Genomic DNA, 25,771 nt, shown 5'->3' on the forward strand with positions numbered 1-25,771 from the left:
ACAGGAAACAAAGTGATTGAACACCTTTTTCCTCTTTTAAAACCGAATTTGCAATAATGGAAAGTACAAAATGGAAAAGGTACTAATAGCCGGGGCAAGTGGTGCCTTAGGAATAGAGGTATTAAAGAAGCTTCACCACCTCGGCATTCCTGCCCGGGCACTGGTTCATAGTGAGCAGGGCTTTGAGAAAGTGGAACCTTATACCCATGATATATTTTTTGCCGATGCGCGCGATCCTCATGCTATGGAAGGCGTTTGTAAAGACATGCAGGTGGTTTTTTCTGCCCTTGGCAAAAGTGTAAGCCTATTCAAACCGCGGCTGAACAGTTATCGCGAAATAGATTACGAAGGAAACAGAAATCTTCTGCACCAGGCACTCCGGTCCGGAGTAAAGCGATTTGTGTATACTTCCATTATGGGGAGTGGTTCGGCCCACCATTTAAGTATTGCAAAGGAACATCAGCGCATTCAGCACCTGCTCGAGCAATCGCCTGTTCAGTATACCATTATAAAGCCTGTAGGCTTTTTCTCAGGCCTGCACGACCTGCTCATCATGGCAAAAAGGGGTATAATCCCTATTCCGGGTTCAGGGCATTTTCGCACCAATTCCATCCACCCGACAGACCTTGCGCAGGTGGCGGTAGACCATTTATTTGAAGGCCCGAAGGTAATGGATGTTGGCGGACCTAAAATTGAAAGCCGCAATGAAATGGCCAGAACAATCCAGGCAAAAACCAATGCCCGCATCATTCATATTTCTCCCCGGCTCATGCAGGCAGGCCTGGTTCCTTTCGGGCTTTTCAAAAAAGGATTTGCCGCTAACCTAGATTACTTTCGCTACGTAACTACCCACGACATGATTGCCCCCTGCTATGGGAAAATCACTTTTAAAGAGTATGTGGAACAGTTAGATCTAAACCAACTCCCCTGATGCCGAAGACGTATGATGCCATTATAACAGGAAGCGGCCCTAACGGACTGGCTGCTGCTATTCGCCTCCAGGAAATGGGCCTCTCTACCATTGTGTTTGAGCAGGCAAATATACCAGGAGGAGCCACCCGTACCGAAGAACTTACCCTGCCCGGATTTAAGCATGATGTAGGCTCATCTATTCATCCGCTGACCATTGGTTCTCCTTTCTTTAGCACCTTACCCCTGGCCGAACACGGACTGGAGTGGATTCACCCGGATATACCCTTTGCACATCCTTTTTTAGATGGCACCGCCTTTGCCGCCTACCGTGATATTGACCAGACGGCCGCTCAAATGGACAAGGACCAGCGGAGTTACCAGTCGCTCTTTCATTCCCTGGCAGAAAAGTGGGACAATGTCAGCCCCGACCTGCTGGGTCCTCTGGGCATTCCGGCGCATCCTGCCGACTTTATCTCCTTTGGCTTAAAAGCCGGCCTTTCTGCCAAATCGCTGGCAAAAATGTACTTTCAGCAGGAAAAGAGCCGCGCATTTTTCTATGGTGCCGCCGCCCATTCCACCCTCCCCCTCAATAAGTTAGCGTCTGCTTCCTTTGGACTGGTGCTTTTTGTCCTGGCGCATAAAATAGGGTGGCCTTTTCCGAAAGGTGGAGCTACAAAAATTTCCGATGCCCTAATCAGTTATTATAAATCTCTGGGAGGTAGCCTTGCACTAGGTGTCCCTGTGAAGGACCTGCGGGAGCTGCCAAAAGCAAGAGCTTATTTATTCGACTTAACTCCAAGGCAGTTGCTGGCGATTAAAGGAACAGAGCTTCCCGCTCTTTACCGGCGGAGGCTGGAAAACTTTCGCTATGGAGCGGGGGTATTTAAAATGGACTGGGCCTTACACAACCCTATTCCTTTTACCAATGAAAAATGCAGGAAGGCAGGCACTATCCACTTAGGTTTCAGCACGCGACAAATGGAGCTTTCGGAGAAGGTAATACATCAGAACGGGCTGGTAAAGGAGCCTTATGTTTTACTTGCCCAGCACTCCCCCTTCGACAGCAGCCGAGCCCCCGCAGGCAAACACACCGCCTGGGCTTACTGCCATGTACCCAATGGTTGCGAACTGGACATGACAGAAGAAGTAGAGAACCAGATTGAAAGAGCAGCTCCCGGGTTTAAAGACAGCATTATAGCCAGAGCCACTCATAATACGAAACAAATGGAAACTTTTGATCCTAACCTGGTGGGTGGAGATGTGAATGGGGGCATGCAGGATATCTGGCAGTTATTTACACGACCCGTTGCAAGCCTTTCACCCTACTCCACGCCTAACCCGGGGGTATACATCTGCTCTGCTTCAACCCCTCCGGGCGGTGGCGTCCATGGCATGGGTGGGTACAATGCAGCACAAAAAGTCCTGCACGACCATTTTCCTGAACTATTAGCAGGAAAGTAGGTGGCAGGCTACAGTCATTATGACATTATTCACTCATACCCACTTTGTTCGTCTTTTTGTAGGTAAACCGTGTTATTTCAAGGTTTCCAAACCGGCTTATAGTGACAACTACCATAACACTAAAAGGCAAAAGACAAGGCCCCACGCTAGCCCAAAAGAGCATCTGTACAATACACCAGTCCTTTAGTTAGAACGTTTAGACCCGGCATTTCCTGTAAGGATATGCATTTTAACCAAGTATCAGGGAATTTTTTCAGTTTAAAACCGCTTTTAATGGTGCAACAACCAAAGTTACACGGCCGGATAGAAAATTTAGTGCCTGTTTTTGTAAAAAAATATATCTTTGGTAATCGATCATAAACAAAACCCTTTATATGAATTCCATTAAGTCAATGGCAACGCTTGCCGCTGCAGGCGTATTCCTCTGGGCATGCAGCCCGGAAGTGCAACAGGAGACCCCACCAGAAGTGAACAATCCATTTTTTACCACCTACAATACTCCTTTTGAAGTCCCTCCTTTTGAGCAAATCAAAAATGAGCACTTCAAGCCGGCCATAGAAGAAGGCATTCGACGGCATGCGGCTGAAATCGAAGCCATCGCCAATGCAGAGGAAGCCCCTACTTTCGAGAATACCATCGCTGCCATGGATACGGCCGGTGCCCTGCTCGATAAGGTAACCTCTGTCTTCTATCCGCTCAGCTCTGCCAATACCAACGATTCCATTCAGGCCATTGCCAAAGAAGTGGCTCCCCTGCTGTCGGCCCACAGCGATAATATCCGGCTGAACCCTGAGCTTTTTGCAAGGGTAAAAGCTGTTTGGGATAAGAAAGATCAGCTCCAGCTGGATGAAGAACAGCAGATGCTGCTGGAAGACACTTACAAATCTTTCGTTCGCAGCGGCGCCAACCTTTCTGAAGCAGACAAGGAAAAACTGCGTGGCATCAACGAAGAGCTTTCGGTACTTAGCCTGCAGTTTGGCCAGAACGTGCTTGACGAAACCAATAATTACCAGCTGGTAATTGAGAAAGAAGAAGACCTTGCCGGTTTACCTGCAGGCCTTGTTGAAAACGCTGCCGCTGAAGCAAAAGAAGCCGGTATGGAAGGTAAGTGGATCTTCACCCTCCACAACCCAAGCGTAATGCCTTTTCTGCAGTATGCCGATAACAGAGAGCTTCGCAAGGAAATCTGGAATGCTTACCAGATGCGCGGCAATAACAACAATGAGTTCGATAATAAAGAAATTATAAGGAAAATGGCTAACCTCCGGATGGAGCGCGCCCAGCTGCTCGGCTACGACACCCATGCCGATTATGTACTGGAAGAGTCTATGGCTAAAACGCCTGAAAACGTATATAAACTGCTCGACCAGCTCTGGGCACCTGCGCTGCAGGTAGCAAAGCAGGAAGCAAAGGATATGCAGAAAATGATTAATGCTTCCGGCGAAAACTTTGAGCTGGCTCCTTATGACTGGCGCTACTATACAGAAAAAATTCGCAAGCAGCGTTACGACCTGAATGCAGAAGAAATTAAGCCTTATTTCAGCCTTGATGCGGTAAAAGAAGGTGCATTCTCCGTTACCAACAAACTGTACGGCCTTACTTTTGAAGAGCTGAAGGACATCCCTAAATACCATGAGGATGTTACGGCCTATGAGGTAAAGGAAGCCGATGGCACGCATGTTGGCGTATTGTATATGGACTTCTTTCCGAGAGAATCTAAAAGAGGTGGTGCCTGGATGACCTCTTACCGCAGCCAGCAGATGGAAGACGGTAAGCGTAAGGCACCGGTAATTTCAATTGTCGGTAACTTCTCTAAACCTACAGAAGGTGCTCCTGCACTTTTAACGTTTGATGAAGTAAGTACTTTCTTCCACGAGTTCGGACATGCCCTCCACGGCCTGCTCTCGGACGTGAAATATGAAAGCCTTGCCGGTACTAATGTTCCCCGCGACTTCGTAGAGCTTCCTTCGCAGATTATGGAAAACTGGGCTTCTGAGCCTGAAGTAATGAAAATGTACGGAAAGCATTATAAAACAGGCGAAACCATCCCTGATGAGCTGATTGAAAAAATGAAAGCAGCCGGCACCTTTAACCAGGGCTTTGCTACCACAGAATACCTTGCTGCTTCCCTGCTGGACCTGAACTACCACACGCTGGAGAAGCCTCTTACTGGCGAAGTAAAGGATTTTGAAGAAGCTTCCATGAACAAGATTGGTCTGATAGAGGAAATTATCCCCCGCTACAGAAGTACTTACTTCAACCATATCTTTGCCGGCGGGTATTCTTCCGGTTATTACAGCTACATCTGGTCCGGAGTGCTGGATTCCGATGCTTACCAGGCATTTAAGGAAAAGTCTCTTTTTGACCCTGAGCTGGCAAAAAGCTTCAGGGAAAATGTACTGGAAAGAGGTGGTACTCGTGAGCCAATGGAAATGTATGTGGATTTCCGCGGCCGCGAGCCCGATATTCAGCCGCTTTTAGAAAAAAGAGGTCTGGATAAATTAGGTAAGACCAACATTGAGGGGAGCAACTAATTACTCCAATAGTAAAAGTTAAAAGCAGGCCGGTTTATTCGGGCCTGCTTTTTTTTTAGCTGATAACCCGGGAGTTGAACTTCCTTTATTTATTCATTCCTACAAAGGGTATGTCAGCATAAATGAAAAACTTAAGCCAATCTGCGCAGGCACTAATGCTCCTTCCGATGTTCCGGGCTAGTAATAAATCAAGAGCAAGCCCTGCTGAAACAACGTCTAGCCGGGGGCAAAAAGCATTAGAAAATGCCCCTCTACAAACCACATAAGGAATTTTAACAGCCAAACTGAAACAAGACTGGCTGTCTTTTAGTATCATATAGTAATTCCTTTAGATTAGGATTTTTTTAACAAATTAATGACAAGGGTTCAGAAAAGGCCTTTCAATATGAATTTCTTTTCTTCATGCCCTTCCCGTTAAACAATATTTTTTTTTACTTAAACAAGATTAAAATGAAAAAGACAAACTTATTTTTAACCGCCTGCATGGCTGCTGCTCTTTCTTTTAGCACCAGCTGTGCGACAGGTGAGTATGCGTACGAAGACTGGAACCGGGATGCTGATGCAGCCCTGAACGACGATGAATTTGATACTGCCCTGACAGATATCGGTTATTATGAAAACTGGGATGATGATGGCGACGATCTCCTGACGGAAGAAGAATGGGGCCTAGGTGTTAATGAATATTTTGGCGATTATGATTCTGCCGATTATGGTCTTTTCTCTGACTGGGATATTGATGGCGATGGAATGTTGTCGGAAGAAGAATTTGGAGAAGGTACTTTTGGGGTTGTCGACGATAACGATAACGACCTGATAGAAGAGAGCGAATACGATATGTGGTATGATGATGATTTTGGACTGTAAGATCAGTATCAATACCTGGTAAATTAAGGTCACTTTCATGAGTGGCCTTTTTTAATTTTAACCCAACTTTCTCCAGGCTCTTTTAAGATCTACTGCCAATTCACCTTCTACCAAATCGCCGCTTGCTCATACCTGCCTTTACCCTACTTCTCCTAAATACTAAATACCAAACGTTCCCTGCCCACCTTCTTCAAACGCAAAGAGCAGCAGCTTCCTGAACTCCACTGCTAATTGTTTTGGGGTAAAATGAGCATTTAATCCGCTGGGGTTTGGCAGTACATACACCGCTGTTCCTGCCAAACCTTCTTCCTGCAGTCCTAATACAGCCTTTGGCTTTTTAAAAGCCGCCCTGTAGGCGGTTATCCCTAAAACCGCCAGTACCGAGGGCTTAAACTTTCTTACTTTCTCTTCCAGCCTTTTTCCACCCTCAATCAGCTCTTCCCTGCGGAGCTCTGCTGCTGCCCTGGAAGCTCGTTCTACAAAATTAGTAATACCAACCCCCTCCTTTAACAACAGTTCTTCCTGCGAAGGGTGGAGCAGCTCAGCAGTAAAGCCTGAGGCATGCAAAGCGGGCCAGAAGCGATTGCCCGGCCGGGCAAAATGGTGCCCCGTAGCACCGGAATACAAGCCGGGATTTATCCCGCAGAAGAGTACCTGCAAACCAGGCGCAATGATATCCGGAACAGTTTTCCCTTCGGCGGCTTCAATTTGCTCCACACTGGGTTTAAAATAGGTTGCCATACCTTTTCTACCCTTAAAGCGAAAAAATTGTTCCCAGGAAGAGCATGATTTGTTTTGTAGTAAACCCGAACTATAAACCATTACAAACCAGCCTCGTAGTTAATAATATGAAGACCACAACAACAAAAAAGCTGACAAAAATATACATTGCCCTGTTTGCTCTTTTCCTTAGCCTGCCAGCCTGCCGGCAGCAGGAAGATTCGGCAGAGGCTGCACTTACCACTGTAACAGCGGGCGAGGAGCCGCTTCCCAACCCGGCAGTTGCTGCACTGAACAGCGAAGATCTGGCCGATACGGTGATTAGAACTGAGGAGGAATGGCGCGAAATTTTAACGCCTGCCGAGTTTGAGGTACTTCGTGAAGAAGGAACCGAGCCTCCATTCCGCAATGAGTACAACGACAATAAAGCGGAAGGCGTGTACGCCTGTGCTGCCTGTGGAAATCCTATGTTTACCTCTGAAACAAAATTTGATTCCGGCACCGGCTGGCCCAGCTTTTATGCCCCTATTGCCAAAGAGAGGGTAAAAGAGGTGGATGATTATGCCCTTGGTGTATTACGAACAGAAGTGGAATGTGCCCGCTGCGGGTCCCATATTGGCCACGTATTCCCGGATGGCCCGGAACCAACCGGCCTACGCTACTGCCTCAATTCCATTGCTCTGGACTTCGAGGAAAAGGACCTGTAATAGCCTAGGATAAAGCCTGAATAAGTATAAAACCACCACAATCTTGTTCTGCTAGCTTCTGGGGTGAAACTCCTGAATTACCTGCTTAAGGTACTCCCGGTCGAGGTGGGTGTAGATTTCGGTTGTGGTAATACTTTCATGCCCGAGCATTTCCTGCACCGCTCTCAGGTCCGCTCCACCTTCTATCAGGTGGGTGGCAAAGGAGTGGCGAAAAGTATGGGGGCTGATATTCTTCTTCAAGCCCAGCTCCCGGGCCAGTTTTTTAATGATAGTAAATATCATTACCCTGCTCAGCTTACTACCCCGGCGGTTGAGAAACACATAATTTTCATTGCCTTTTTTTACCGGTATATGTACTCTTATTTCGTTGGTGTATATCCGGATGTATTTCAGCGCATCGCGCCCGATTGGTACCAGCCGCTCTTTGTTGCCTTTACCAATTACCCGCAAAAAGCCCAGGTCGTAATAGATATTGCTCAGCTTTAGCTCCACCAGCTCGCTCACCCGCAAACCGCTGCTGTAGAGTGTTTCGATTATGGCCCGGTTACGCTGTCCTTCGGGGGTACTAAGGTCGAGGAGGGCCAGCAAAGCTTCAATTTCTTCCACCGAAAGTGTATCCGGTAGTTTTCGTCCCAGTTTAGGTCCTTCAATAAGAGCCGTAGGATCATTCGAAATTACTTTTTCAAAAAGCAGGTAACGAAAAAAAGCCTTCAGTCCGGAAAGGACCCGCGCCTGGGAATGAGGCGTCATGCCCAATTCGTTAACCCATTCCAGAAAATTATGCAGGTGCACCTCATTAACTGCCTCCGGTGCTACACTTTCTTCCGAAAACTGCGCCAGCTTTTGTATATCGCGTACATAAGCCTCTACAGAATTAGGGGAGAGGGAGCGCTCCAGCCGCAAATAATCCTGAAACTGCCTGATATATCCATTCCAACTCATACTGTAAAAGTAAGCTTAAATTTTTATCTGCAAGAGAGCTTTACAGCTCTTTTTACTGAAGAAAAGACCCGATGAAATTTAAGCCCTGCCATAAAACTTATTAATTGTCCTGCCGGAGGCTTATATTTGGCTGAACGACTTATTTTCATCATGCGCATTATCATTATCAACGGCCCTAACCTCAACCTGCTGGGCACCCGTGAGCCGGGTGTATATGGTTCAGTGGGTTTTCAGGCTTTTTTTGAGCAGCTCGAAAACCGATTTCCAGAGCACCAGCTCGAATATTACCAGTCGAATGTGGAGGGCGAGCTCATTAACAAGCTGCATGAAACCGGCTTTAGCTACGATGGTATAATCATTAATCCCGGTGGTTACACCCATACCTCGGTAGCCCTTGCCGATGCTATTGCAGCTATTGGCAGCCTGGTAGTGGAAGTGCACATCAGCAATATTTATGCGCGTGAAGAAATACGCCACCAGAGCCTCACAGGTAAAAACTGCGCAGGAGTTCTGAGTGGTTTCGGGCTGGAAGGATATACCCTGGCACTGCATTACCTTACCGATTACCATAAAGCAAAATGATTAGTTTTTACCCTGGTCCTTCTAAAGTATGGGACAAGCTTCCTCAGTACCTCCAGGAAGCCTTTCAGGAAGGTGTGCTGAGCATCAACCACCGGAGCCCAGAATTTGTCGCTATTTCCAGGGAAGCCATTCGGCTGCTGCACGAGAAACTGAACATCCCGAAGGACTACACCATTTTTTTTACCTCATCTGCTACAGAGTGCTGGGAAATCATCGCGCAATCGATTTTAGGTTCCTCCAAAAGCCTGCACCTGTACAATGGAGCCTTTGGCGAAAAATGGCAGGAATACACCCAAAAGCTTACTGGCCAGGCAACAGCCCGTACTTTTTCGCCTGAAATGCCACCCCAGCCTGTCGGGCTGGAGCTGGAAGAAAACACCCTCCTGCTGGCGCTTACCCAAAACGAAACCTCTAATGGTACGGCCCTTCCCCAGCACTTTTTCCAGGAGGTACGCCGGCTTTATCCAGAGGTACTGATTGCCGTAGATGCTACTTCGGGCATGGCTGGCGTAAATCTCGACTTCCCTACAGCCGATATCTGGTATGCTTCAGTACAAAAATGTTTTGGCCTCCCGGCCGGTCTGGCTCTGATGATTTGCTCCCCCAGAGCACTTGCCCGTGCAGAAGCATTGAATGAGCGCCTGCACTACAACTCCCTGCTGTTTATGCAGGAAAAAATAGTGGATGCCCAAACGACCTATACACCCAATGTACTGGGCATATACCTGCTCATGCGGAGTCTGCAGGACCGGCCCTCCATCACCACCACGGCCGCACTTCTCAAGGAGCGCTATCGGCAATGGGTGCTGTTTTTTGAAGAACACCCGTTTTTTCGGCTACTTATCAAAAATTCAGCCGTTCGTTCCCAAACCGTACTTACCCTCGAAGGGAAGGAAGAGGAAGTTGCACTACTGAAACAGGCAGCGAAAACCGCAGGCCTCTACCTGGGCAATGGCTACGGTAAGTGGAAGAAAAATACCTTTAGGATTGCCAACTTCCCTGCCCTTAACGAAACAGAAATAAGGCAGCTTAAAAACTTCCTCGCCGGGTACAGCCAAGGTTCATGAAAATTTAAATAATAAAAAAGAAGGTTTCGGAGAGCTTTCTTAGCTTTGCACAAATTTTGTACTCAAGGTTATGTTTAACTTCAAGGAAATCATCTCCGTTTCTCTTATTCTCTTCTCCGTTATCGATATTCTGGGCTCTGTGCCTATCATTATCGAAATGCGCAAGCGCGAAGGCCATATCCAGTCAGAAAAAGCGACGATTGTGGCCGGCGCTATTATGATTGCCTTTCTGTATCTGGGAAAGTCTATCCTGGCCCTGTTCGGTCTCGATGTAGAATCCTTTGCCATTGCAGGTGCGTTAATTATGTTTTTACTGGGCATGGAAATGATTCTGGGCATAGAACTTTTTAAACCCGATGCCAGTGGCTCCAGCAATTCATCAATCGTACCCCTGGCCTTCCCGCTTATTGCCGGTGCCGGTACCATGACGACCCTGGTGTCGCTAAGGGCTGAGTATTCGCAGGCGAACGTTTTAGTGGGGGTAGTGCTCAACCTGGTGTTAGTATATATCGTACTAAAGACCTCGGGCTGGCTGGAGCGGAAACTGGGGGCAGCAGGCTTTAACATCCTTCGAAAAGTGTTTGGCATTATTCTGCTGGCCATCGCTATTAAGCTGTTCAAAAACAACATCATGAACTGGGGCATTGGTGGCTAGAGGGATAATGAGCTAATGACAGTCAGGCTTAAATTACAGGTTCTCCAGCTGTCAAATCATTCCAGTCCCTAAAACCAAGTTGCTAACAGCCAAAACCAATTATTGAAATGAAAATTACGATTTATACCGATGGGGCCTCGCGTGGCAACCCCGGCCCGGGAGGCTATGGAACTGTACTGCTGGCACCACCTTACCGCAAGGAGCTGAGCGAAGGCTTTCGCAAAACAACCAATAATCGTATGGAGCTCCTTGCCGTCATTAAAGGATTGGAGAGCCTTAAAAAAGAGGGTTCAGAGGTATTAGTAGTATCTGATTCGAAATATGTAGTAGATGCGGTAACCAAGGGCTGGGTTTGGGGCTGGATAAAAAAAGGCTTTAAAGGCAAAAAGAACGAAGACCTCTGGCGGCGCTTTCTGGAGGTTTATAAAAAGCATAAGGTAGAATTTAAGTGGGTAAAAGGCCATGCCGGCAATGTGGAAAATGAACGATGCGATCAGCTGGCCGTTCAGGCGGCAGAAATGCCCGGCCTCCCTGCCGATACCGGCTATGAATCAGGCCTTTATTCTTAGTCCTAAGCGGCTTCTCCCCTTCTTTATCGGCCCTGGCTAAACATCTTCATTTTATAAACGTTTTCTATGTAAAACAACTTTTTGCTATGACACAGAATGAAGATAGATTACATATACAGAATATTATCCGTTCGGCCGTTGAAATAGACGGTTATACCAAGGGAATGGATTATGAAGATTATACAAGCAACGAGAGCGTTCGTACTGCAGTAGCGACTAACCTGAGCATGATTGGCAATGAAGCTGCCCAGCTTTCAGATGAATTTAAGAACCAGTATGATGAGATAGACATGCGGGTGCTGGAAAACCTGAAGCGCGCCAACTATAACGAAGAAATGGAACTGGACCACCACTATGTGTGGAATATTGCTACTCAGGACCTACCCTTAATCCGCGAAAAGCTGTCTGATGTGCAGACAAGGTTTAAGGAAGAAGAGGATATCAAGGGAACTACTCAGGATACCACGCGTCATAATCTTAAATAATAGTATCGCTTAGTATAGGCAGCCCTGCCTCATTCCTGTTGCGAAACCCCGCAAGCCAAGGAGTGTGGCAGGGCTATTTTTTGTCCGGATCCGCCGCTTTTCGCTTCTTCCGCTATCTTTGCAGCATGGCGAATCCTTTTTTCCAGTTTAAGCAGTTTAAGGTCGGGCAGGAACGGTGCGGCATGAAGGTAAGTGCCGATGCCTGTGTGCTGGGGGCCTTCACCCGCCTACCCTCTGCCGGCCGAATTCTTGATATTGGCGCAGGCACCGGCTTATTAAGCCTGATGCTTGCCCAGAGTCACCCAAACGCCTTTATCGATGCCGTGGAGCTGGACCAGCAGGCCTATGAGCAGGCTAAAGAAAATATAGCCGCCAGCCCCTGGACTGATCGCATTGAGCTTCACCCTTGTGCCATACAGGAGTTTAAGCCGGCTCAACCATATGATCTGATTATTACCAATCCGCCCTTTTACCCTTCCCATTTACCTTCTTCAGACCCAAAGCGAAAGCTGGCCTTCCACCAGGAAAGCCTCGACTTTCCTGCACTGGTAAAAGCCTGTGCTACCATGTTGGCAGCCGATGGTATCTGCAGCGTATTGCTTCCTGTCCGGCAGGCAAAGGAATTCTCCTCCATGGCAACAGACTTTGGGCTTTACCCGCTGCACGAGTTACTACTATACCACAGTCCAGGCCATCCGCCTCACCGGAGCATTACCCTTTATCATCGCCACCAAACAAAAAGCCCGTCGGTCGACAGGCTCTTTGTTCGTTTAAATGATAACAGCTACAGCCCAGCTTACCAGCAGTTACTGCAACCATATTACACAATTTTTTAAGGCTCTTAAGCCAGCGTATCTTCTTTCTCTTCCATATAAATGCCCAGTTCTTTCAGCTCTTCCAGGATAGGTTCATAAATATCGGCTGTAATGGGTACGCAAACACCTGTGCGCGTAATTTTGCCTTCCAGCAACAATTTTGCGGCAATACCTAAAGGCAGCCCTACTGTTTTAGCCATCGCTGTCTGCTGCGGATCATCACCTTTGCTCACCAAAGTGGCTACTATTTCTCGATTTTCTCCCTTCAGCTGATATTCAAACTTGTGCTGCATTACAATCATATCTTTATCCTCGGGGCCCAGCTGCCATTTCTCTTCCAGAATTTTTTGCATGACCTGTGCCGGAGTAGCCTTTTGCATATGGAGTGGTTCTTCGTCAAACATGCCTAACCATGCTATTTTCTTAAACTCCTCTCCTTCTCTTTCTATACCGGTATAGGTACAAAGTTTTTCTTCCACGGAAGCACTTTCATTGTAAGGCAGAAAGGCATTTACAAAATCACGTTTGGTCATTTTCGACACCCCTTCCAGCTGGTAGGTATCGTCGGTCATCCCCAGCTGCACAAAAACATTCCACGCGCGACTGTAGCCTTTCCGGCGAATGGTTCCCCTCAGCAGGGTTGGGATATTATCGATACCATATACCTGCCGGTAACTAAGGGAATCGCGATTGGCATAGCCTTCAAACTCACCCATTCCGTCGACTTCGATGGGTTCCGTACGGGTAAACAGCTTATGATAAGGGATATATTTGTACTGCCCGTGGCGAATATATTGTGCTGTTCCCTGTCCCGCCAACACTACATTGCGCGGATTCCAGCTGAACTTGTAGTTCCAGGGGTTATTGTCCGATTCCGGCGCTACCAGACCACCGGTAAAGGATTTGAATGAAAGCAGTTCGCCTCCCTCCTTTCGAATCCGGTTGATGACCTCCATGGCTGTCATATGGTCAAGGCCGGGGTCGAGGCCACACTCCTTCAGGATAAGGACACCTTTCTTTTGTGCTTCCCCGTTCAGTTCCCGTACCTCAGGAGAAACATAAGAAGCCGAAATCATGTGTTTTTGATGTGCCAGGCAGGCCTTTGCCACCGGAAGGTGAAAACTGGCCGGCACCATACTAATGACAACATCTGCTCCCTTAACAGCGGCCGTCAGTTGCGCCTCATCAAAAATATCGATGGCCATGGCTTTTATTTTATTTGAGCCCTCCCCTGCTTTGGCTTGTGCAAGGTTTACATCTGTATCGGCAACGGTTAAATATACCCCTTCCCGGCTAGCATAAGCTTTTAAGTAGTTAATTAGAACGGTAGAAGAGCGACCTGCTCCGATAATTAAAATGTGTTGCATATTCATTAAGTCAGAAAAGTGGTGAAGCAAACAAGGTATACATTTTAGAATTTTATCTCAAAAAATTCGCCTGAAAATAAAAAAACACTATATTTATCGCCCTTTTAACAGTACACAGGAGTATGAGCAAGAAAATGGAAAGCACCATCCGATACAATTTTTTCAACAGCTTTCAGGAGTTATCGGCCGAAGACCAGCAGTTAGTATTACAGGCACAGGAGGCTTGTAAAACCTCTTATTCTCCCTACTCCAACTTTACCGTGGGCAGCGCAGTCCTGCTACAGGACGGCACTGTTGTGCCCGGAAGTAATCAGGAAAACGCTGCCTACCCCGATGGTTTATGTGCCGAGCGGGTGGCTTTATTTGCCATTGGAGCCTTGCACCCGGGTAAAACTATATTAAAAATGGCCGTAGCGGCCCGTAGAGCCAATACAGAACTTTTTCTGGAGGCTTCTCCATGCGGAAGCTGCCGGCAGGTTATGCTTGAGTTCGAAGGGCGGCAGGAGCCGCCAATAGAAATGATTGTTCGATGGGGACAGGAAGGCTACGTAAAGCTACACTCTGTTAGCGACCTGTTACCCTTTAACTTTAGCAAGGTGAACCTGTAAGGCCGGAATACCACTCCCTTTTCTTCTCTCTCTAGCTAAAGCCTGCCTTACTTCATATTTTTGGCAGTATTGCAAATCCCCTGTTTTTGGGTGTAAGGCAACTATTCTATCATTGCAGCGGGCAATAAATTTCTTTTTTTTACCTGCCCTTACAATACCTTACATTCCACCCTTACTTAAAAGACTTCATTATCGCCTAATATATTACAGCTTTCGGGTACCGATTGAATTATTTTGTAATATTAACAACGAATTAAACGCTTCTAAGACAGTCTGTAAAGGCATTTGACCGCAAGTAATGCCTAAAGTACAGCTCTCGAAATACCATATAGAGCTTTGCAGACTGCGGTAAAGAAGCGTGCAATTACGCAGGAATTGAAAAAAACTGAGAAGACTAAGGAAAATTAGGGAAAGAGTCTGTAAAAACTTACGACTCCCGACCTATAATGAGCGAGGGACATGCAGGACATCGAAATAGCAGATATAAGAAATCTTACGCAGGTTATTAAGGAAAGGTACAATTACGATTTCACGAATTACGCCATGTCTTCTTTTAAGCGGCGTGTACAACGTGTTATTGACTTATACAAATTTGCTTCTGTTGGTCATCTGGTCAGCAGAATTAAAGAGGACCCTGCCTTCTTCCATGATTTTATTTCAGAAATCACGGTAAATGTAACGGAGATGTTTCGCGATCCTTCCTTCTGGCGGGTAGTTCGCGACCACATCATCCCTAATATTATGCTAAACCACGACACCATTAGCATTTGGCATGCAGGCTGCTCCAGTGGTGAGGAGGTGTTTTCCATGTCCATTATGCTAAAGGAAATGGGGGTATTAAATAAGGCTAAAATTATTGCCACCGATATTGATAAGGAAATTCTGGATAAAGCCAAGAAGGGCCTCTATGCTGTAAAGCATATGGACCTCAACGAAAAGAACTACATCCGTTACCAGGGAACCGGCAGTCTTAAGGATTACTACGAAGAAAGAGAAGGTAAAGTATATATGGACCGTTCGTTGGTGGCCAATGTATCGTGGCGGGAGCACAACCTGGTAAACGGGCCGGTCTTCAACAAATTCGACCTGGTGCTATGCCGAAACGTGATGATTTATTTTAACCAGACCCTGCAAAATGAGGTACTAAAGAGGCTTCATGAGAGCATGTTCAAGTACGGTTATCTTGCCATTGGCTCTAAAGAGTCGCTCATCTGGTGCGAAATTGCCAACAAGTTTATTGTGGTGAACAACGAGGAAAAGATATACAAAAAAATCAAGGAGTAGCATTTCACCTGAACAGTTGGGCAAAGGTAAATAATGAATCGGTTTAAGTTACATAACAGATATAAGGCAGTTGTCATCGGTGGTTCGGCGGGTAGCTTCCAGGGTATTACCCGTATTCTCTCCGGTATACCCCAGGACTTTTCGCTTCCGATTATCATGTGCCTTCACCGGCTTAAGCATGTACGTAATGGTTTTACCGAAGCCTTATCTATTAAAAGCATAAAGCCGGTTACTGAACCCTGCGATAAAGAAAATATTAAAAAAGGACAGGTTTACCTGGCTCCGGCCAATTACCACATGTCCATTGAGCTGGGCAACAGCTTTTCGCTCTCTACTGAAGAGATGGTGAACAACTCAAGGCCCGCTATTGACATTACGCTGGAAACAGCTGCCTATGTGTATAAAGACAGGCTCATTGGCATTTTACTTTCCGGCGCCAACCGGGATGGTGCCCTGGGAATGAAAAAGATAAAGGAGCGCGGAGGCCTGACCATAGTTCAGGACCCTGCCGATTGTATGATTGACACCATGCCCGCGGCTGCCATGCAGCTTACAGAAATAGACCATTGCCTGAATATCGATGGGATCATCAGGTTTTTAATAGAATTAGATAAACAATATAAATAGTATGCGGATGAAATCTGTTGTAAAACCTCTATCTGTAATTTCTACCGTTTTGTACGTGGCAGGTATGGTAGTGGCCGCCTTTTACCTCTACCAGTTACCCGACCGCCTGATGGAGCAATCCAGTCTGCTGGATCTGCTAAGCATACAGGAGATTATACCGGTTGTTAATGAGCTCAGGTGGATCGTCAGCATTGCTTTATTTATTGGCCTGGTTTCGCTTATGTCGCAGGTAATGATGGCCACCCGCAGTAGTACTGATAATGTGGTATATGTTGAAAAATTCATGTCAGAAGAGACAGAGGGTACCGCACAACTGGAAGTAGAGGGTGAGCAGGTCGATACCTCTTCTCTCAGCCAGGAAATCCTGAATAAGATAAAAGAAACCGCTGCGGCAAAAGAGGCGCCGGCAAAAGTGCTGGAAAAAGCGCTTCGAATTGTATGTACCCAGCTGGAAGCCAGCCAGGGCGCTGTTTATGTAGCTGCTCAGCAGGACGAAACCCGTTTCCTCGAGTTGTGTGCTTCCTATGCCTATATGAAGCCCGACAGCCAGCTCATTCGTTTCGAGTTTGGAGAAGGCCTTCCCGGCCAGGTTGCCAAGGAAGGGCAGCTGGCCAACCTAAGCAAGGTGCCGGAAGGATATATCCAAATCCTCTCAGGCCTTGGAAAGGCAAGTCCTACGCACCTGCTGCTGGTACCCATTATGGCCGATAACCAGGTAATGGGGGTGGTTGAAATCGCTTCTTTCACCGCATTTACACAAAAACACCAGGAAGTGTGTCGCCAGGCTTTCTCCCTGCTGGCCAAACATTTTAAAGCTGCCAGCGGAGAGCTGGATACCAGCGACTGGATAGCCGAGGAAAAAGAAGAAATCGTAGAAAACCGCCCAAATATATAATCCGTTAGACCCCGATCGTATGTTGAAGAAGTTTAGCATTGGCAATAAAATTACGCTCCTGGTACTGGCAGTGGTGTTACTGAGCATTCTGGCCATCAGTTTTATTACCTATAATTTCACCAAAGATTCGCTTAAAGAACGTTATCTGGCACATCTGCAAACAGTTAATACCCTAAAAACTGAGCAGATTAACAACCACTTTCAGCAGGTAGCAGGAAACCTCCAGCTCATGCGCCAGCAGGCTTCGCTCATTGAGCCCATTTCCCTTTATAACGAATACGCCGCTACTGCCGCCGATAGCATTCTGAGTGTAACAGAAGGGCGGTTTGCGCAGGCTCTTGCACCCCTGCTCAATGCTCACGGCTACCACAGCCTAATGGTGTTAAACATCCAGGGACGTGTACTGTATGCCAGCTCAGGCCAGCAGGCAGGTGAAATGTTCCACGACCCCGATGGGCGCACAATAGCAAAATCACTGCAAGACACCTTCTTTAGCAATGTTTTTCCTTCCGGAACTGATTATTTTATCCTTGCCGGTACTCCCCTACAGGACCAATATGGACAAACCAGCGGCGTGCTTATTGCACAGCTGAGCATGGATCCCATCTACCAGATCACCAGCGACACTTCCGGCCTGGGTCGCACCGGAGAAACACTCCTGGGCAAACAGTATAGCGGAAGCAAAATTCTTTATTTAAACGCAGCCCGCAGTGCAAAGGAGAGCCCTTTACAAAAAGGAGTTTTTGTTGGAGAGAAAAAAGGCGTTCCCATTCAGCAGGCAGTAAAAGGCCAGAAAGGTGCCAGCGTAAAACCTGATTATCGTGAGCAGGAGGCGCTTGCCAGCTGGGATTACCTTCCTGCCCTTGAGTGGGGGGTGGTTACTAAAATAGATACCGAAGAAATTTATGCAGAGGCCGATGCCATGCTGAATAAATACCTGATTGCAGGTGCCATTATCCTGTTTGTCTGCCTCTTTATGGCCCTGCTTTTCTCGCGCATCCTTATTACGCCGCTGGTGTCCTTAAAAAATACCATGCAGCTTTTAGGCAAAGGCGTACTGCCACAAACCGTGGAGCAGAAAAGCAATGACGAAATTGGCGATATGGCCGGCACGGTTAACCATGTGGTACAGGCCCTGAAAAGAACCGCAAACTTTGCTCACAAAATTGGTGAAGGCCACTTCGATGCCGAGTTTGAGCCCATGAGCAAGGACGACACCCTCGGTACCGCGCTGATTACCATGCGCGACAGCATTCAGGAGGCCGAAGCAAAAGACAAGGAACGTAACTGGATTGTATCGGGCGTCGCAGAAATTGGCGAAATTCTTCGTATCCACAACAACCTGGAAGAGCTGGGCGATGCGGTGGTTGCCTATGTAACCCAAAAAATAGGGGCCATACAGGGAGCCTTCTATGTAGTTAATGATGATGACAAGGAAGATGTATACATTGAGCTAAAGGCAAGCTATGCCTATAATAAAAAGAAATACCTCAAGGGGCGCTACCGCTTTGCCGAAGGGCTGGTAGGCCAGTCGGCCATTGAACAGGATACCCTCCTGAGAACGGAAATCCCCCGCGATTATGTAACCGTTACCTCCGGCTTATTAGGCGAGCAACGACCAGACTGTATTCTGATCGTTCCGCTTATCACCAACGAGCAGGTATATGGCGTAATGGAATTTGCCGGCTTTGGCAAATTTACGCCTAAGCACAAAAAGTTTGTTGAGGAAATCAGCTTAATTACCGCCCGCACGGTCTTTAACATTAAAGTAAACGAGCGTACCCGTCGTCTGCTGGGCGAATCGCAGAAGATGAGCCAGGAACTTCAGATGCAGCAGGAAGTTCTTCGCCAGAATGCCGAAGAAATGGAGGCTACGCAGGAAGAGCTCAAGCGAACCAACCACCGCCTCGAAGAGCAGATTGATGAGGTAAACCGTACGCAGAAACGTATGCAGCTGCTGCTGGAAAACGCTTCCGAGGTTATTACTATTTACGAAGAAGACACCACCGTTCGCTATATTTCTCCATCGGTTGAGCGCATCCTCGGCTATAGCCAGGACGAGCTGATTGGCAAAAAAGATATTGCCTATGTGCATGAAGAATGCGTGGATAATGTAAATGAAATGTTCCGCCAACTGCTGGAGAACCCACAGGAGCAGGTAACCATTCAGTACCAGTACCACCTGAAGGATGGCAGCAGTGTTTGGCTGGAGGCAACCGGTACCAACCTGCTGGCCGACCCGGCTATTCAGGGAATTATCGTAAACAGCCGCGACATTACCGAACGCCGCCGTGCCGAACAGGAACAGCGGATGCGCAGCCAGATGCAGGCCCTCTCCGAAAACTCTCCGGACCTTATTACCCGCCTGAACACGCAGAATGAGTTCTTCTATATTAACCCGGTTATTGAAAATTACACAGGGAACTCGCCGGAAGAGCTGGTAAATAAGAATATGCTGGAAGTAAACCTGAACCAGCGCATTACCGAACAGTGGCTTGCAATTTTAAACCAGGTAAGAGAAAAGAACGAGAAGGTAGCAACGGAAATGGAGTTTCCTTCCGAACAGCTGGGCGACCGCGTAATGCAGGTAAATGCCATACCGGAGTATAACGAGTTTCAGGAGATTGAATCGGTACTGGTAGTTTCGCACGATATTACCACCCGTAAGCTAATTGAGCTGGAAATTCAGGCCAAGAATAAGAAGATTAATGACTCCATCAATTATGCTCAGCGCATACAGGGAGCCATTCTGCCGGATAACGACATTATCCGCCGCCTGCTGCCCGACTCCTTCATTCTGTACAAGCCGCGCGATGTTGTCAGTGGTGACTTCCCATGGTTTATGCAGGTAGGCGACGACCTCTTTATTGCTGCCGTCGACTGTACAGGCCACGGGGTACCGGGTGCCCTTATATCCCTGATAGGTTACTTCCTGCTCAACGATATTGTGCGCAGCCGTAAAATTTCCGATCCGGGCCTTATTCTCGACGCGCTGGACGCAGGGGTTACGCAAACGCTTCGCCAGGATGAGGATGCTTCCAGAACAAAAGACGGTATGGATATTTCGCTTTGTAAAATCAACCTCAAGAAGCAGACCCTGGAATATGCCGGTGCTCACCGTCCGCTGTACTTTATGCGCAAGGGCGAACTGGAAGAAATTAAAGGCGACCGCTTCCCGATTGGGGGCGGTAAGTATAAGAACCAGACCAACTTTACCAGCACAAAGATTGAGCTTCAGCCGAAAGATGCGGTATACTTCTGCTCAGATGGCTTTCCGGATCAGTTCGGCGGACCGGAAAACCGCAAGTTTGGCCCTAAGCGCCTGCGCGATCTGATAAAGGAAAACCATACCAAAAGTATGCCGAAGCAGATGCAGACAGTCGATGCAGAATGGGAAGCATGGAAAGGCGATTACAAACAGACAGATGATATGTTGCTCATCGGAATCCGCTTCTGATTCATTTCATTAGAAACAAAAAATAATTTTCAGCCCTCACAGGGCATAAAAGCAAGAAAAAAAGTTTAAGAAACCACTAATTTTAAAGCATACATCATGAAGTATATCTATGAACTGCATAAAACGATGCTCGAACGAAACCTCATTCTGGTTTACGAGGGAGAATTCACGCAGGAGATAACTAAATCCGTGCTGGCAATGGCCGAGCGGAATATGGACTCCATGGGCGAAGAGTCGAGCATTAAGCGGAAGGTTTTTAATGTAATGGTAGAATGTCTCCAGAACATTGTAAAGCACAGCGAAGACCTGCATGCAAAAAAAGAAAACAAGCCTACTGCTATCTTTATGATTGGCAAGCAGGAAGCTTCCTATATTATTACCTCTGGCAACCCCATTAAGAATGAGGAGGTACCAAAACTGCGTGGTAAACTCGAGCAGATTAACGGTTTAGATAAAGATGGCCTTAAGCAGCTTTATAAAGACATTATCAAAAATACCAATCTCTCAGAAAAAGGCGGAGCAGGCTTGGGCTTTGTCGATATGGCCCGGAAGTCAGGTCAGAAACTGGAATTTGATTTTCAGGAAATCGACAGTAACTACTCTTTCTTCTCTCTAAAAACTACCATTGTTAAAGAATAATTAAACAAGGCTAAAAAGACTGGAATATGCAAATTTTACACCTGGAGGGTACAGAAGATACCCCAAAGATCATATTAGACAAGAATAACGGCATCTTTGAAATTTCGGGCCGTTCATTACCAGAAGATTCGGCCGAGTTCTACCAACCCGTTCTGGACTGGATCGACGAATATAAGGAAGAGCCGAAGAATGCTACCGAGTTTGTTTTTAAACTCGAGTATTTTAACACTGCCTCTTCTAAGCTTATCCTCGATATACTCTCCAATTTGGAAGATATTGAAGGAGTTACCATCATCTGGTATTACCACGAAGATGATGAAGATATGCAAGAAGCCGGCGAAGAATTCTCTGAACTGGTCGAGCTTCCTTTCGAATTTAAAACCTACTAAGCAGGTCGGCCTCCGCGGTGGGCCCTGGATCCAAATCCGGGGCTCTGCTCCTGCCGCCATCAGTCCCCTGTTATTTTGTTAAACGATAGTGTTGTATGAGTGAAGAAATACTAAAAGCCCTTACCCAGCTTTTTGCCATTATTACCAAGCAGGATGGCGGCGTGACGGAAAAAGAAAGAATGTTCGTCATCCGTTTCTTTCAGCAGGAGCTGGACCAGGACTCTGTAAAAGAATACCTGGAGCTGTACGATAAGTATGTTGGCTATAACCAGGAAGAGGACGAAGAGGAAGAGAAGCAGAAGAAGGTAAGAAAGTTAACCTCTGTACGCGACTCGGTAAAAACCCTTGCCATCTGTAAAAAGATCAATAAAACGCTTACGCAGAAGCAAAAAGTTGTCGTGTTGATCAAGATTCTGGAGCTGGTGGCTTCCGATAAAAACTTCACTCCGCAGCGAATGGAAATTGTCGATACCATTTCCACTGTATTTAAATTCAGCAAAGATGAGTATAAGCTCATCGAGAGTTTTGTGCTGAGCGAAGGGAGCCGCTCGCTGAATTTTGAGGATATGCTGGTGGTAAACAGCGGCATCGAAAGCCTGCTGGCAGAAACCGGCATTACCACGGCAGAGCAGCCCGAAGAAGATCGCAAAAAGTATGTACATACCGACCTGGAGGGCGAGCTCATCTTTATGCAGGTAAAGAGTGTCGACATGTATTTTGTCCGTTACCTCGGCCACGAAGAGGTGGTACTCAATGGCTTTATTATGAAGCCCGAGCAGGTATACCTCTACTCACACGGCAGCACCATTAAAACCCCAAAGGGGGCCGCACTATATTACAGCGATTTAACCAGCCAGTTTAACCTGGAGGCCGTCCAGACCAAACTATCTTTTAATGCCATTGAAATTGGTTTTCGTTTTGCCAATGGCGATAAAGGCTTACGGAACATCAACATCTCTGAAGGGCCGGGCAACCTCATTGGTATAATGGGTGCCAGCGGAGCAGGTAAAACCACACTACTAAATGTATTGGCTGGTATTGAAAGCCCTTCGGAAGGAGAAATCCTCATCAACGGCTACAACCTGCATACAGAAAAAGACCAGCTGCAGGGAGTAATCGGCTATGTATCGCAGGACGACCTCCTGATCGAGGAACTAACCGTATACCAGAACCTGTATTACAACGCCAAGCTTTGCTTTGCCGGCATGCCTGCAGAAGAGCTCCATCAGCGGGTGCTGGATATGCTCGAAAGCCTCGGCCTGGAGCAGCGCAAAGACCTGAAAGTAGGCTCTGTCCTTGACAAAACCATTAGCGGGGGTCAGCGAAAGCGCCTGAACATTGCCCTGGAGCTTATTCGCGAACCGGCTATTTTATTTGTCGATGAACCCACCTCCGGCCTCTCCTCCCGCGACTCAGAAAACGTAATTGACCTGCTGAAAGAGCTTTCGCTGAAAGGCAAGCTTATCTTTGTGGTTATTCACCAGCCATCGTCGGACATTTACAAGATGTTCGACAAGATGTACATTATGGACACCGGTGGCTATCCTATCTTTTACGGGAACCCCGTGGAAGCGGTCACTTATTTTAAAAAGGCCACCAACCAGGTCGATAGCGACCGGGGCCAGTGCCCTACCTGTAGCAATGTAAATCCTGAGCAGATATTCAACATAATCGAAGCCAAGGTGGTCGACGAATACGGGCAGCTGACGAATAAGCGAAAGGTCAACCCTATGCAGTGGCACGACCAGTTTAAAGAAAAGTTCAGGCTGGAGAAGGTGGAGGATATAAAAGAACTTCCTCCAAAAAACCTGAGCCTCCCCTCCCGCCTGAAGCAAACGGCTATTTTTACCCTGCGCGATACCTTATCGAAGCTGGGTAATAAGCAGTACCTGCTGATTAACCTGCTTGAAGCACCCCTGCTGGCGCTCATACTGTCCTTTATTATTCGCTACCATACACGCCAAGAGTATACCTTCCGCTTTAACGAAAACATTCCTGCCTTCCTGATGATGGCCATCGTGGTAGCGCTGTTCATGGGCTTATCGGTGAGTGCCGAAGAGATTATCCGCGACCGGAAGATACTGAAGCGGGAAAGCTTCCTGAACCTGAGCTGGAACAGTTACCTTACTTCCAAGCTCCTGATCCTGTTTACGCTTTCGGCCATTCAAACCTTTTGTTTTGTGCTGATTGGGAACCTGGTACTCGATATTAAAGGAATGACCATGGCCTTCTGGCTTGTCCTATTCTCCGTTAGTTGTTTTGCAAACGTGCTGGGACTGAATGTATCATCGGCCTTTAACTCTGCTGTAACGGTTTATATTCTTATCCCTATGCTGCTCATTCCGCAAATGATTTTGAGCGGGCTGCTGTTCCCTTTCGATAAGCTGAACAACACCATTAGCAAACGGGGCGAAGTACCACTGGTGGCTGATATGATGGCCAGTCGCTGGGCCTATGAGGCCATGGCTATTTACCAGTTTAAGAACAACCTTTATAATATGCCGGCTTATTATTTCGAACAAAAAGCCCGTACAGCCGACTTTAAGTCAAATTACCTGATGGACAAGCTGGGAGAAACCCTTACGTTTATCCGGACCAACCAGGAAAGTGCAGACGATAGTGTACAGCTGCTGGTTCAGCAGAAAGTAGCTTTGCTCAGGAATGAACTGGCGAAGGAACCTTATAAAGAAGGTCTGGAAAATATAAGGGTTGCGGAGCTAAAACCGGCCGATTTTACAGAAGAACTGGCCGGACAGCTGGAGCTGTATTTCGAGAACCTTCGCTCGCATTACCTCGAAAGTTACCAGCTGGCAGAAACCAAGCTGGAAGAGCTACCGGTCCTCAGGGCCTCTATGGAACCTGGCTTCGACATTAATACCTACAAGAATTTATATTTTAACGAGAGCCTATCCGACCTTGTAAGAAATGTAAGTACAGAAGATAGAATTATTGAGAGTAATGGCGAATTTATTCCGCTCATCGATCCGGTATACCAGATTCCTGATAATCCTGCTCATGCCCTGGATTACCGCTCTCACTTCTTTGCTCCGCAAAAACATCTTTTCGGAAGGTATTTCGACACATATATTTTCAATATCGTGGTCATCTGGCTCATGACCGCCCTTCTCTACTGCACACTTTATGTGGAGGCACTAAGGAAATTCCTTAACCTGTTCAGCAAATAGGCATGATCACCGGAATAAACTAACGGTGTACTATATGATAAAAAATCACACTTGTTAATCGAAGAGTTATTAATACTTTTGTTTAATCTGAAATGAATTACATGAGAAAGTTTTCCCTGTCAGCTATATTACTGGTATCGCTCTGGGCCTGCGAAACACACCAGGCTCCAAGCGCGGAAGCCTATCAGGCAGCATTGGACAGTACCCGTGTGGCAAAACCGGAAATCTCGCAGGAGGTAATTACGGATATTTTACAGCAAATCCCTTCACCACTCGAAATTTCTGTTCTCCTCAAGGAGTCAGGCACGGCTTATAACCAGGCCATGCTCAACGACCCGCAAAAAACCTCGGTATACAATACCAATTACGAAAAAGCCATCAACCTTGGCATATACGGAACGGATCTTGGATATACTAATATTTACGAGCAAAACCAGGATGCTATCTTTTACCTGAATTCCATTAAAGAGCTAGCCGATGAATTAAGTATCGGGCAGTTCTTTGATTTTGGAACTATTAAAAGATTAGCTACCAACAGCAGCAATCTCGATTCTCTGTTGTACCTGACTACTAAAAACTTCAATAATATAAATGCTTTTCTTCAGGACCAGAAACGCTCAAACCTGAGCATCCTTATCCTGACCGGTGGCTGGCTGGAAGCCCTCCATATCACCTGCCAGGTAGCAGAAAAGAATCCTAATAATAAAGTGTTGATTGAGCGTATTGGCGAGCAGAAAATGATTATGGACAATATCATGCTCCTGCTTAGCTTTTACAGCGAAAGCAATAGCAGTATGGCCGCTTACATGAAAGAGCTGCAGCCTTTGGCTGATGCTTTCGGAAAAGTAGAAATTGTCCACACGTATGCCGAACCTACCTTCGTGGAAGTAGATGGCATGCTTGTTGTACAGGACAATAGCACCAGTGAAGTAATCATGTCTCCTGAGAACCTCAAGGAGATTGCTTCTCACACTCAATCAATCAGAAAAAACATTATTAAATAAGTC

At 46.9% G+C, this 25,771-nt stretch carries 24 protein-coding genes; 20 read left to right on the forward strand and 4 right to left on the reverse strand.

Annotation, left to right across the window (positions count from 1 at the left end):
* Positions 1–70 precede the first annotated feature (70 nt).
* The 3 genes from F752_RS0118010 (at position 71) to F752_RS0118020 (ending at position 4,907) form a co-directional block, all read left to right on the forward strand.
* On the forward strand, positions 71–931 hold the full coding sequence (locus F752_RS0118010) for an SDR family oxidoreductase (RefSeq protein ID WP_017733146.1): 861 nt from the start codon (positions 71–73) through the stop codon (positions 929–931).
* Positions 931–2,373 (forward strand): phytoene desaturase family protein, encoded by a 1,443-nt coding sequence (locus F752_RS0118015; protein ID WP_017733147.1) that lies wholly within the window; start codon positions 931–933, stop codon positions 2,371–2,373. The genes F752_RS0118010 and F752_RS0118015 overlap by 1 nt, the downstream gene beginning before the upstream one ends.
* Before the next feature lie 374 nt (positions 2,374–2,747).
* Positions 2,748–4,907, forward strand: a complete 2,160-nt coding sequence (locus F752_RS0118020) for a M3 family metallopeptidase (RefSeq protein ID WP_026135827.1) — start codon at positions 2,748–2,750, stop codon at positions 4,905–4,907.
* Between the two features lie 85 nt (positions 4,908–4,992).
* On the opposite strand, the gene F752_RS26305 is transcribed toward F752_RS0118020, so the two are convergent.
* Complete coding sequence (locus F752_RS26305; protein WP_017733149.1) at positions 4,993–5,223, reverse strand: hypothetical protein; 231 nt, start codon at positions 5,221–5,223, stop codon at positions 4,993–4,995.
* 134 nt (positions 5,224–5,357) lie between these two features.
* Here F752_RS26305 and F752_RS0118030 point away from each other — a divergent pair, with 134 nt between their 5' ends.
* Positions 5,358–5,771, forward strand: a complete 414-nt coding sequence (locus F752_RS0118030) for an EF-hand domain-containing protein (protein WP_152425197.1) — start codon at positions 5,358–5,360, stop codon at positions 5,769–5,771.
* Between the two features lie 159 nt (positions 5,772–5,930).
* On the opposite strand, the gene mug is transcribed toward F752_RS0118030, so the two are convergent.
* Positions 5,931–6,512, reverse strand: a complete 582-nt coding sequence (gene mug, locus F752_RS0118035; protein WP_017733151.1) for a G/U mismatch-specific DNA glycosylase — start codon at positions 6,510–6,512, stop codon at positions 5,931–5,933.
* Positions 6,513–6,556: 44 nt separating this feature from the next.
* Between mug and msrB the strand changes: the two genes are divergently transcribed.
* Entirely contained in the window at positions 6,557–7,198 is a 642-nt protein-coding gene (gene msrB, locus F752_RS0118040) for a peptide-methionine (R)-S-oxide reductase MsrB (RefSeq protein ID WP_017733152.1), read from the forward strand.
* A gap of 51 nt (positions 7,199–7,249) precedes the next feature.
* Here the strand turns inward: msrB and xerD are convergent, their stop codons facing one another.
* The gene (xerD, locus tag F752_RS0118045; protein WP_017733153.1) at positions 7,250–8,140 is read right to left on the reverse strand and encodes a site-specific tyrosine recombinase XerD; all 891 of its coding nucleotides are present in this window, start codon (positions 8,138–8,140) and stop codon (positions 7,250–7,252) included.
* 150 nt (positions 8,141–8,290) lie between these two features.
* Here xerD and aroQ point away from each other — a divergent pair, with 150 nt between their 5' ends.
* From aroQ to F752_RS0118075, 6 genes are all read left to right on the forward strand, one after another.
* The gene (aroQ, locus tag F752_RS0118050; protein ID WP_017733154.1) at positions 8,291–8,722 is read left to right on the forward strand and encodes a type II 3-dehydroquinate dehydratase; all 432 of its coding nucleotides are present in this window, start codon (positions 8,291–8,293) and stop codon (positions 8,720–8,722) included.
* Positions 8,719–9,789 carry an aminotransferase class V-fold PLP-dependent enzyme gene (locus tag F752_RS0118055; protein ID WP_017733155.1) on the forward strand — a complete coding sequence of 357 codons (1,071 nt, stop codon included), beginning with the start codon at positions 8,719–8,721 and terminating at the stop codon, positions 9,787–9,789. Before aroQ ends, F752_RS0118055 begins: the two co-directional genes overlap by 4 nt.
* 70 nt (positions 9,790–9,859) lie before the next feature.
* Complete coding sequence (locus tag F752_RS0118060) at positions 9,860–10,444, forward strand: MarC family protein (RefSeq protein WP_017733156.1); 585 nt, start codon at positions 9,860–9,862, stop codon at positions 10,442–10,444.
* Positions 10,445–10,551: 107 nt separating this feature from the next.
* Positions 10,552–11,013, forward strand: a complete 462-nt coding sequence (gene rnhA, locus F752_RS0118065) for a ribonuclease HI (protein WP_017733157.1) — start codon at positions 10,552–10,554, stop codon at positions 11,011–11,013.
* A gap of 86 nt (positions 11,014–11,099) precedes the next feature.
* A complete protein-coding gene (locus tag F752_RS0118070) occupies positions 11,100–11,498 on the forward strand; it encodes a HepT-like ribonuclease domain-containing protein (RefSeq protein WP_017733158.1) in 399 nt (132 codons plus the stop codon).
* A gap of 125 nt (positions 11,499–11,623) precedes the next feature.
* Positions 11,624–12,334, forward strand: coding sequence for a tRNA1(Val) (adenine(37)-N6)-methyltransferase (locus F752_RS0118075; RefSeq protein WP_026135830.1), 711 nt, complete (start codon positions 11,624–11,626; stop codon positions 12,332–12,334).
* Positions 12,335–12,339: 5 nt separating this feature from the next.
* Here F752_RS0118075 and F752_RS0118080 read toward each other — a convergent pair whose 3' ends face one another.
* A complete protein-coding gene (locus F752_RS0118080; protein ID WP_026135831.1) occupies positions 12,340–13,680 on the reverse strand; it encodes a saccharopine dehydrogenase family protein in 1,341 nt (446 codons plus the stop codon).
* A gap of 122 nt (positions 13,681–13,802) precedes the next feature.
* On the opposite strand from F752_RS0118080, the gene cdd reads away from it, so the two are divergent.
* The 9 genes from cdd to F752_RS0118125 all read left to right on the forward strand — a co-directional run bounded on the left by cdd (position 13,803) and on the right by F752_RS0118125 (position 25,768).
* On the forward strand, positions 13,803–14,288 hold the full coding sequence (gene cdd / locus F752_RS0118085; protein ID WP_017733161.1) for a cytidine deaminase: 486 nt from the start codon (positions 13,803–13,805) through the stop codon (positions 14,286–14,288).
* Between the two features lie 459 nt (positions 14,289–14,747).
* A complete protein-coding gene (locus F752_RS0118090; protein WP_017733162.1) occupies positions 14,748–15,572 on the forward strand; it encodes a CheR family methyltransferase in 825 nt (274 codons plus the stop codon).
* Between the two features lie 33 nt (positions 15,573–15,605).
* Positions 15,606–16,199: a chemotaxis protein CheB gene (locus F752_RS0118095; protein ID WP_017733163.1), complete on the forward strand. Its 594-nt coding sequence runs from the start codon at positions 15,606–15,608 to the stop codon at positions 16,197–16,199.
* 7 nt (positions 16,200–16,206) lie between these two features.
* Complete coding sequence (locus F752_RS0118100) at positions 16,207–17,094, forward strand: GAF domain-containing protein (RefSeq protein ID WP_017733164.1); 888 nt, start codon at positions 16,207–16,209, stop codon at positions 17,092–17,094.
* A 19-nt stretch (positions 17,095–17,113) separates the two neighbouring features.
* Positions 17,114–20,551 carry a PAS domain S-box protein gene (locus tag F752_RS0118105; RefSeq protein WP_017733165.1) on the forward strand — a complete coding sequence of 1,146 codons (3,438 nt, stop codon included), beginning with the start codon at positions 17,114–17,116 and terminating at the stop codon, positions 20,549–20,551.
* A 96-nt stretch (positions 20,552–20,647) separates the two neighbouring features.
* On the forward strand, positions 20,648–21,190 hold the full coding sequence (locus F752_RS0118110; protein ID WP_017733166.1) for a SiaB family protein kinase: 543 nt from the start codon (positions 20,648–20,650) through the stop codon (positions 21,188–21,190).
* Between the two features lie 26 nt (positions 21,191–21,216).
* Positions 21,217–21,579, forward strand: a complete 363-nt coding sequence (locus F752_RS0118115) for a DUF1987 domain-containing protein (protein WP_017733167.1) — start codon at positions 21,217–21,219, stop codon at positions 21,577–21,579.
* Positions 21,580–21,674: 95 nt separating this feature from the next.
* Entirely contained in the window at positions 21,675–24,764 is a 3,090-nt protein-coding gene (locus F752_RS0118120; protein ID WP_017733168.1) for an ATP-binding cassette domain-containing protein, read from the forward strand.
* Between the two features lie 101 nt (positions 24,765–24,865).
* Positions 24,866–25,768: a hypothetical protein gene (locus tag F752_RS0118125; RefSeq protein WP_026135832.1), complete on the forward strand. Its 903-nt coding sequence runs from the start codon at positions 24,866–24,868 to the stop codon at positions 25,766–25,768.
* Positions 25,769–25,771: the final 3 nt, after the last annotated feature.

Source organism: Nafulsella turpanensis ZLM-10 (genome assembly GCF_000346615.1).
Lineage (GTDB): Bacteria > Bacteroidota > Bacteroidia > Cytophagales > Cyclobacteriaceae > Nafulsella > Nafulsella turpanensis.

Excerpts from the sequence above, each read along its gene's own strand:
- F752_RS0118125 (WP_026135832.1), top strand. The coding sequence starts at position 24,866 with ATGAGAAAGTTTTCCCTGTCAGCTATATTACTGGTATCGCTCTGGGCC.
- F752_RS26305 (WP_017733149.1), bottom strand. The coding sequence starts at position 5,223 with ATGATACTAAAAGACAGCCAGTCTTGTTTCAGTTTGGCTGTTAAAATT.
- F752_RS0118110 (WP_017733166.1), top strand. The coding sequence starts at position 20,648 with ATGAAGTATATCTATGAACTGCATAAAACGATGCTCGAACGAAACCTC.
- F752_RS0118090 (WP_017733162.1), top strand. The coding sequence starts at position 14,748 with ATGCAGGACATCGAAATAGCAGATATAAGAAATCTTACGCAGGTTATT.
- F752_RS0118105 (WP_017733165.1), top strand. The coding sequence starts at position 17,114 with ATGTTGAAGAAGTTTAGCATTGGCAATAAAATTACGCTCCTGGTACTG.
- F752_RS0118095 (WP_017733163.1), top strand. The coding sequence starts at position 15,606 with ATGAATCGGTTTAAGTTACATAACAGATATAAGGCAGTTGTCATCGGT.
- msrB (WP_017733152.1), top strand. The coding sequence starts at position 6,557 with ATGATTTGTTTTGTAGTAAACCCGAACTATAAACCATTACAAACCAGC.
- aroQ (WP_017733154.1), top strand. The coding sequence starts at position 8,291 with ATGCGCATTATCATTATCAACGGCCCTAACCTCAACCTGCTGGGCACC.
- F752_RS0118070 (WP_017733158.1), top strand. The coding sequence starts at position 11,100 with ATGACACAGAATGAAGATAGATTACATATACAGAATATTATCCGTTCG.
- F752_RS0118100 (WP_017733164.1), top strand. The coding sequence starts at position 16,207 with ATGAAATCTGTTGTAAAACCTCTATCTGTAATTTCTACCGTTTTGTAC.
- F752_RS0118120 (WP_017733168.1), top strand. The coding sequence starts at position 21,675 with ATGAGTGAAGAAATACTAAAAGCCCTTACCCAGCTTTTTGCCATTATT.
- cdd (WP_017733161.1), top strand. The coding sequence starts at position 13,803 with ATGAGCAAGAAAATGGAAAGCACCATCCGATACAATTTTTTCAACAGC.
- F752_RS0118020 (WP_026135827.1), top strand. The coding sequence starts at position 2,748 with ATGAATTCCATTAAGTCAATGGCAACGCTTGCCGCTGCAGGCGTATTC.
- mug (WP_017733151.1), bottom strand. The coding sequence starts at position 6,512 with ATGGCAACCTATTTTAAACCCAGTGTGGAGCAAATTGAAGCCGCCGAA.
- F752_RS0118055 (WP_017733155.1), top strand. The coding sequence starts at position 8,719 with ATGATTAGTTTTTACCCTGGTCCTTCTAAAGTATGGGACAAGCTTCCT.
- rnhA (WP_017733157.1), top strand. The coding sequence starts at position 10,552 with ATGAAAATTACGATTTATACCGATGGGGCCTCGCGTGGCAACCCCGGC.
- F752_RS0118010 (WP_017733146.1), top strand. The coding sequence starts at position 71 with ATGGAAAAGGTACTAATAGCCGGGGCAAGTGGTGCCTTAGGAATAGAG.
- F752_RS0118080 (WP_026135831.1), bottom strand. The coding sequence starts at position 13,680 with ATGCAACACATTTTAATTATCGGAGCAGGTCGCTCTTCTACCGTTCTA.
- F752_RS0118075 (WP_026135830.1), top strand. The coding sequence starts at position 11,624 with ATGGCGAATCCTTTTTTCCAGTTTAAGCAGTTTAAGGTCGGGCAGGAA.
- F752_RS0118060 (WP_017733156.1), top strand. The coding sequence starts at position 9,860 with ATGTTTAACTTCAAGGAAATCATCTCCGTTTCTCTTATTCTCTTCTCC.
- F752_RS0118115 (WP_017733167.1), top strand. The coding sequence starts at position 21,217 with ATGCAAATTTTACACCTGGAGGGTACAGAAGATACCCCAAAGATCATA.
- F752_RS0118030 (WP_152425197.1), top strand. The coding sequence starts at position 5,358 with ATGAAAAAGACAAACTTATTTTTAACCGCCTGCATGGCTGCTGCTCTT.
- F752_RS0118015 (WP_017733147.1), top strand. The coding sequence starts at position 931 with ATGCCGAAGACGTATGATGCCATTATAACAGGAAGCGGCCCTAACGGA.
- xerD (WP_017733153.1), bottom strand. The coding sequence starts at position 8,140 with ATGAGTTGGAATGGATATATCAGGCAGTTTCAGGATTATTTGCGGCTG.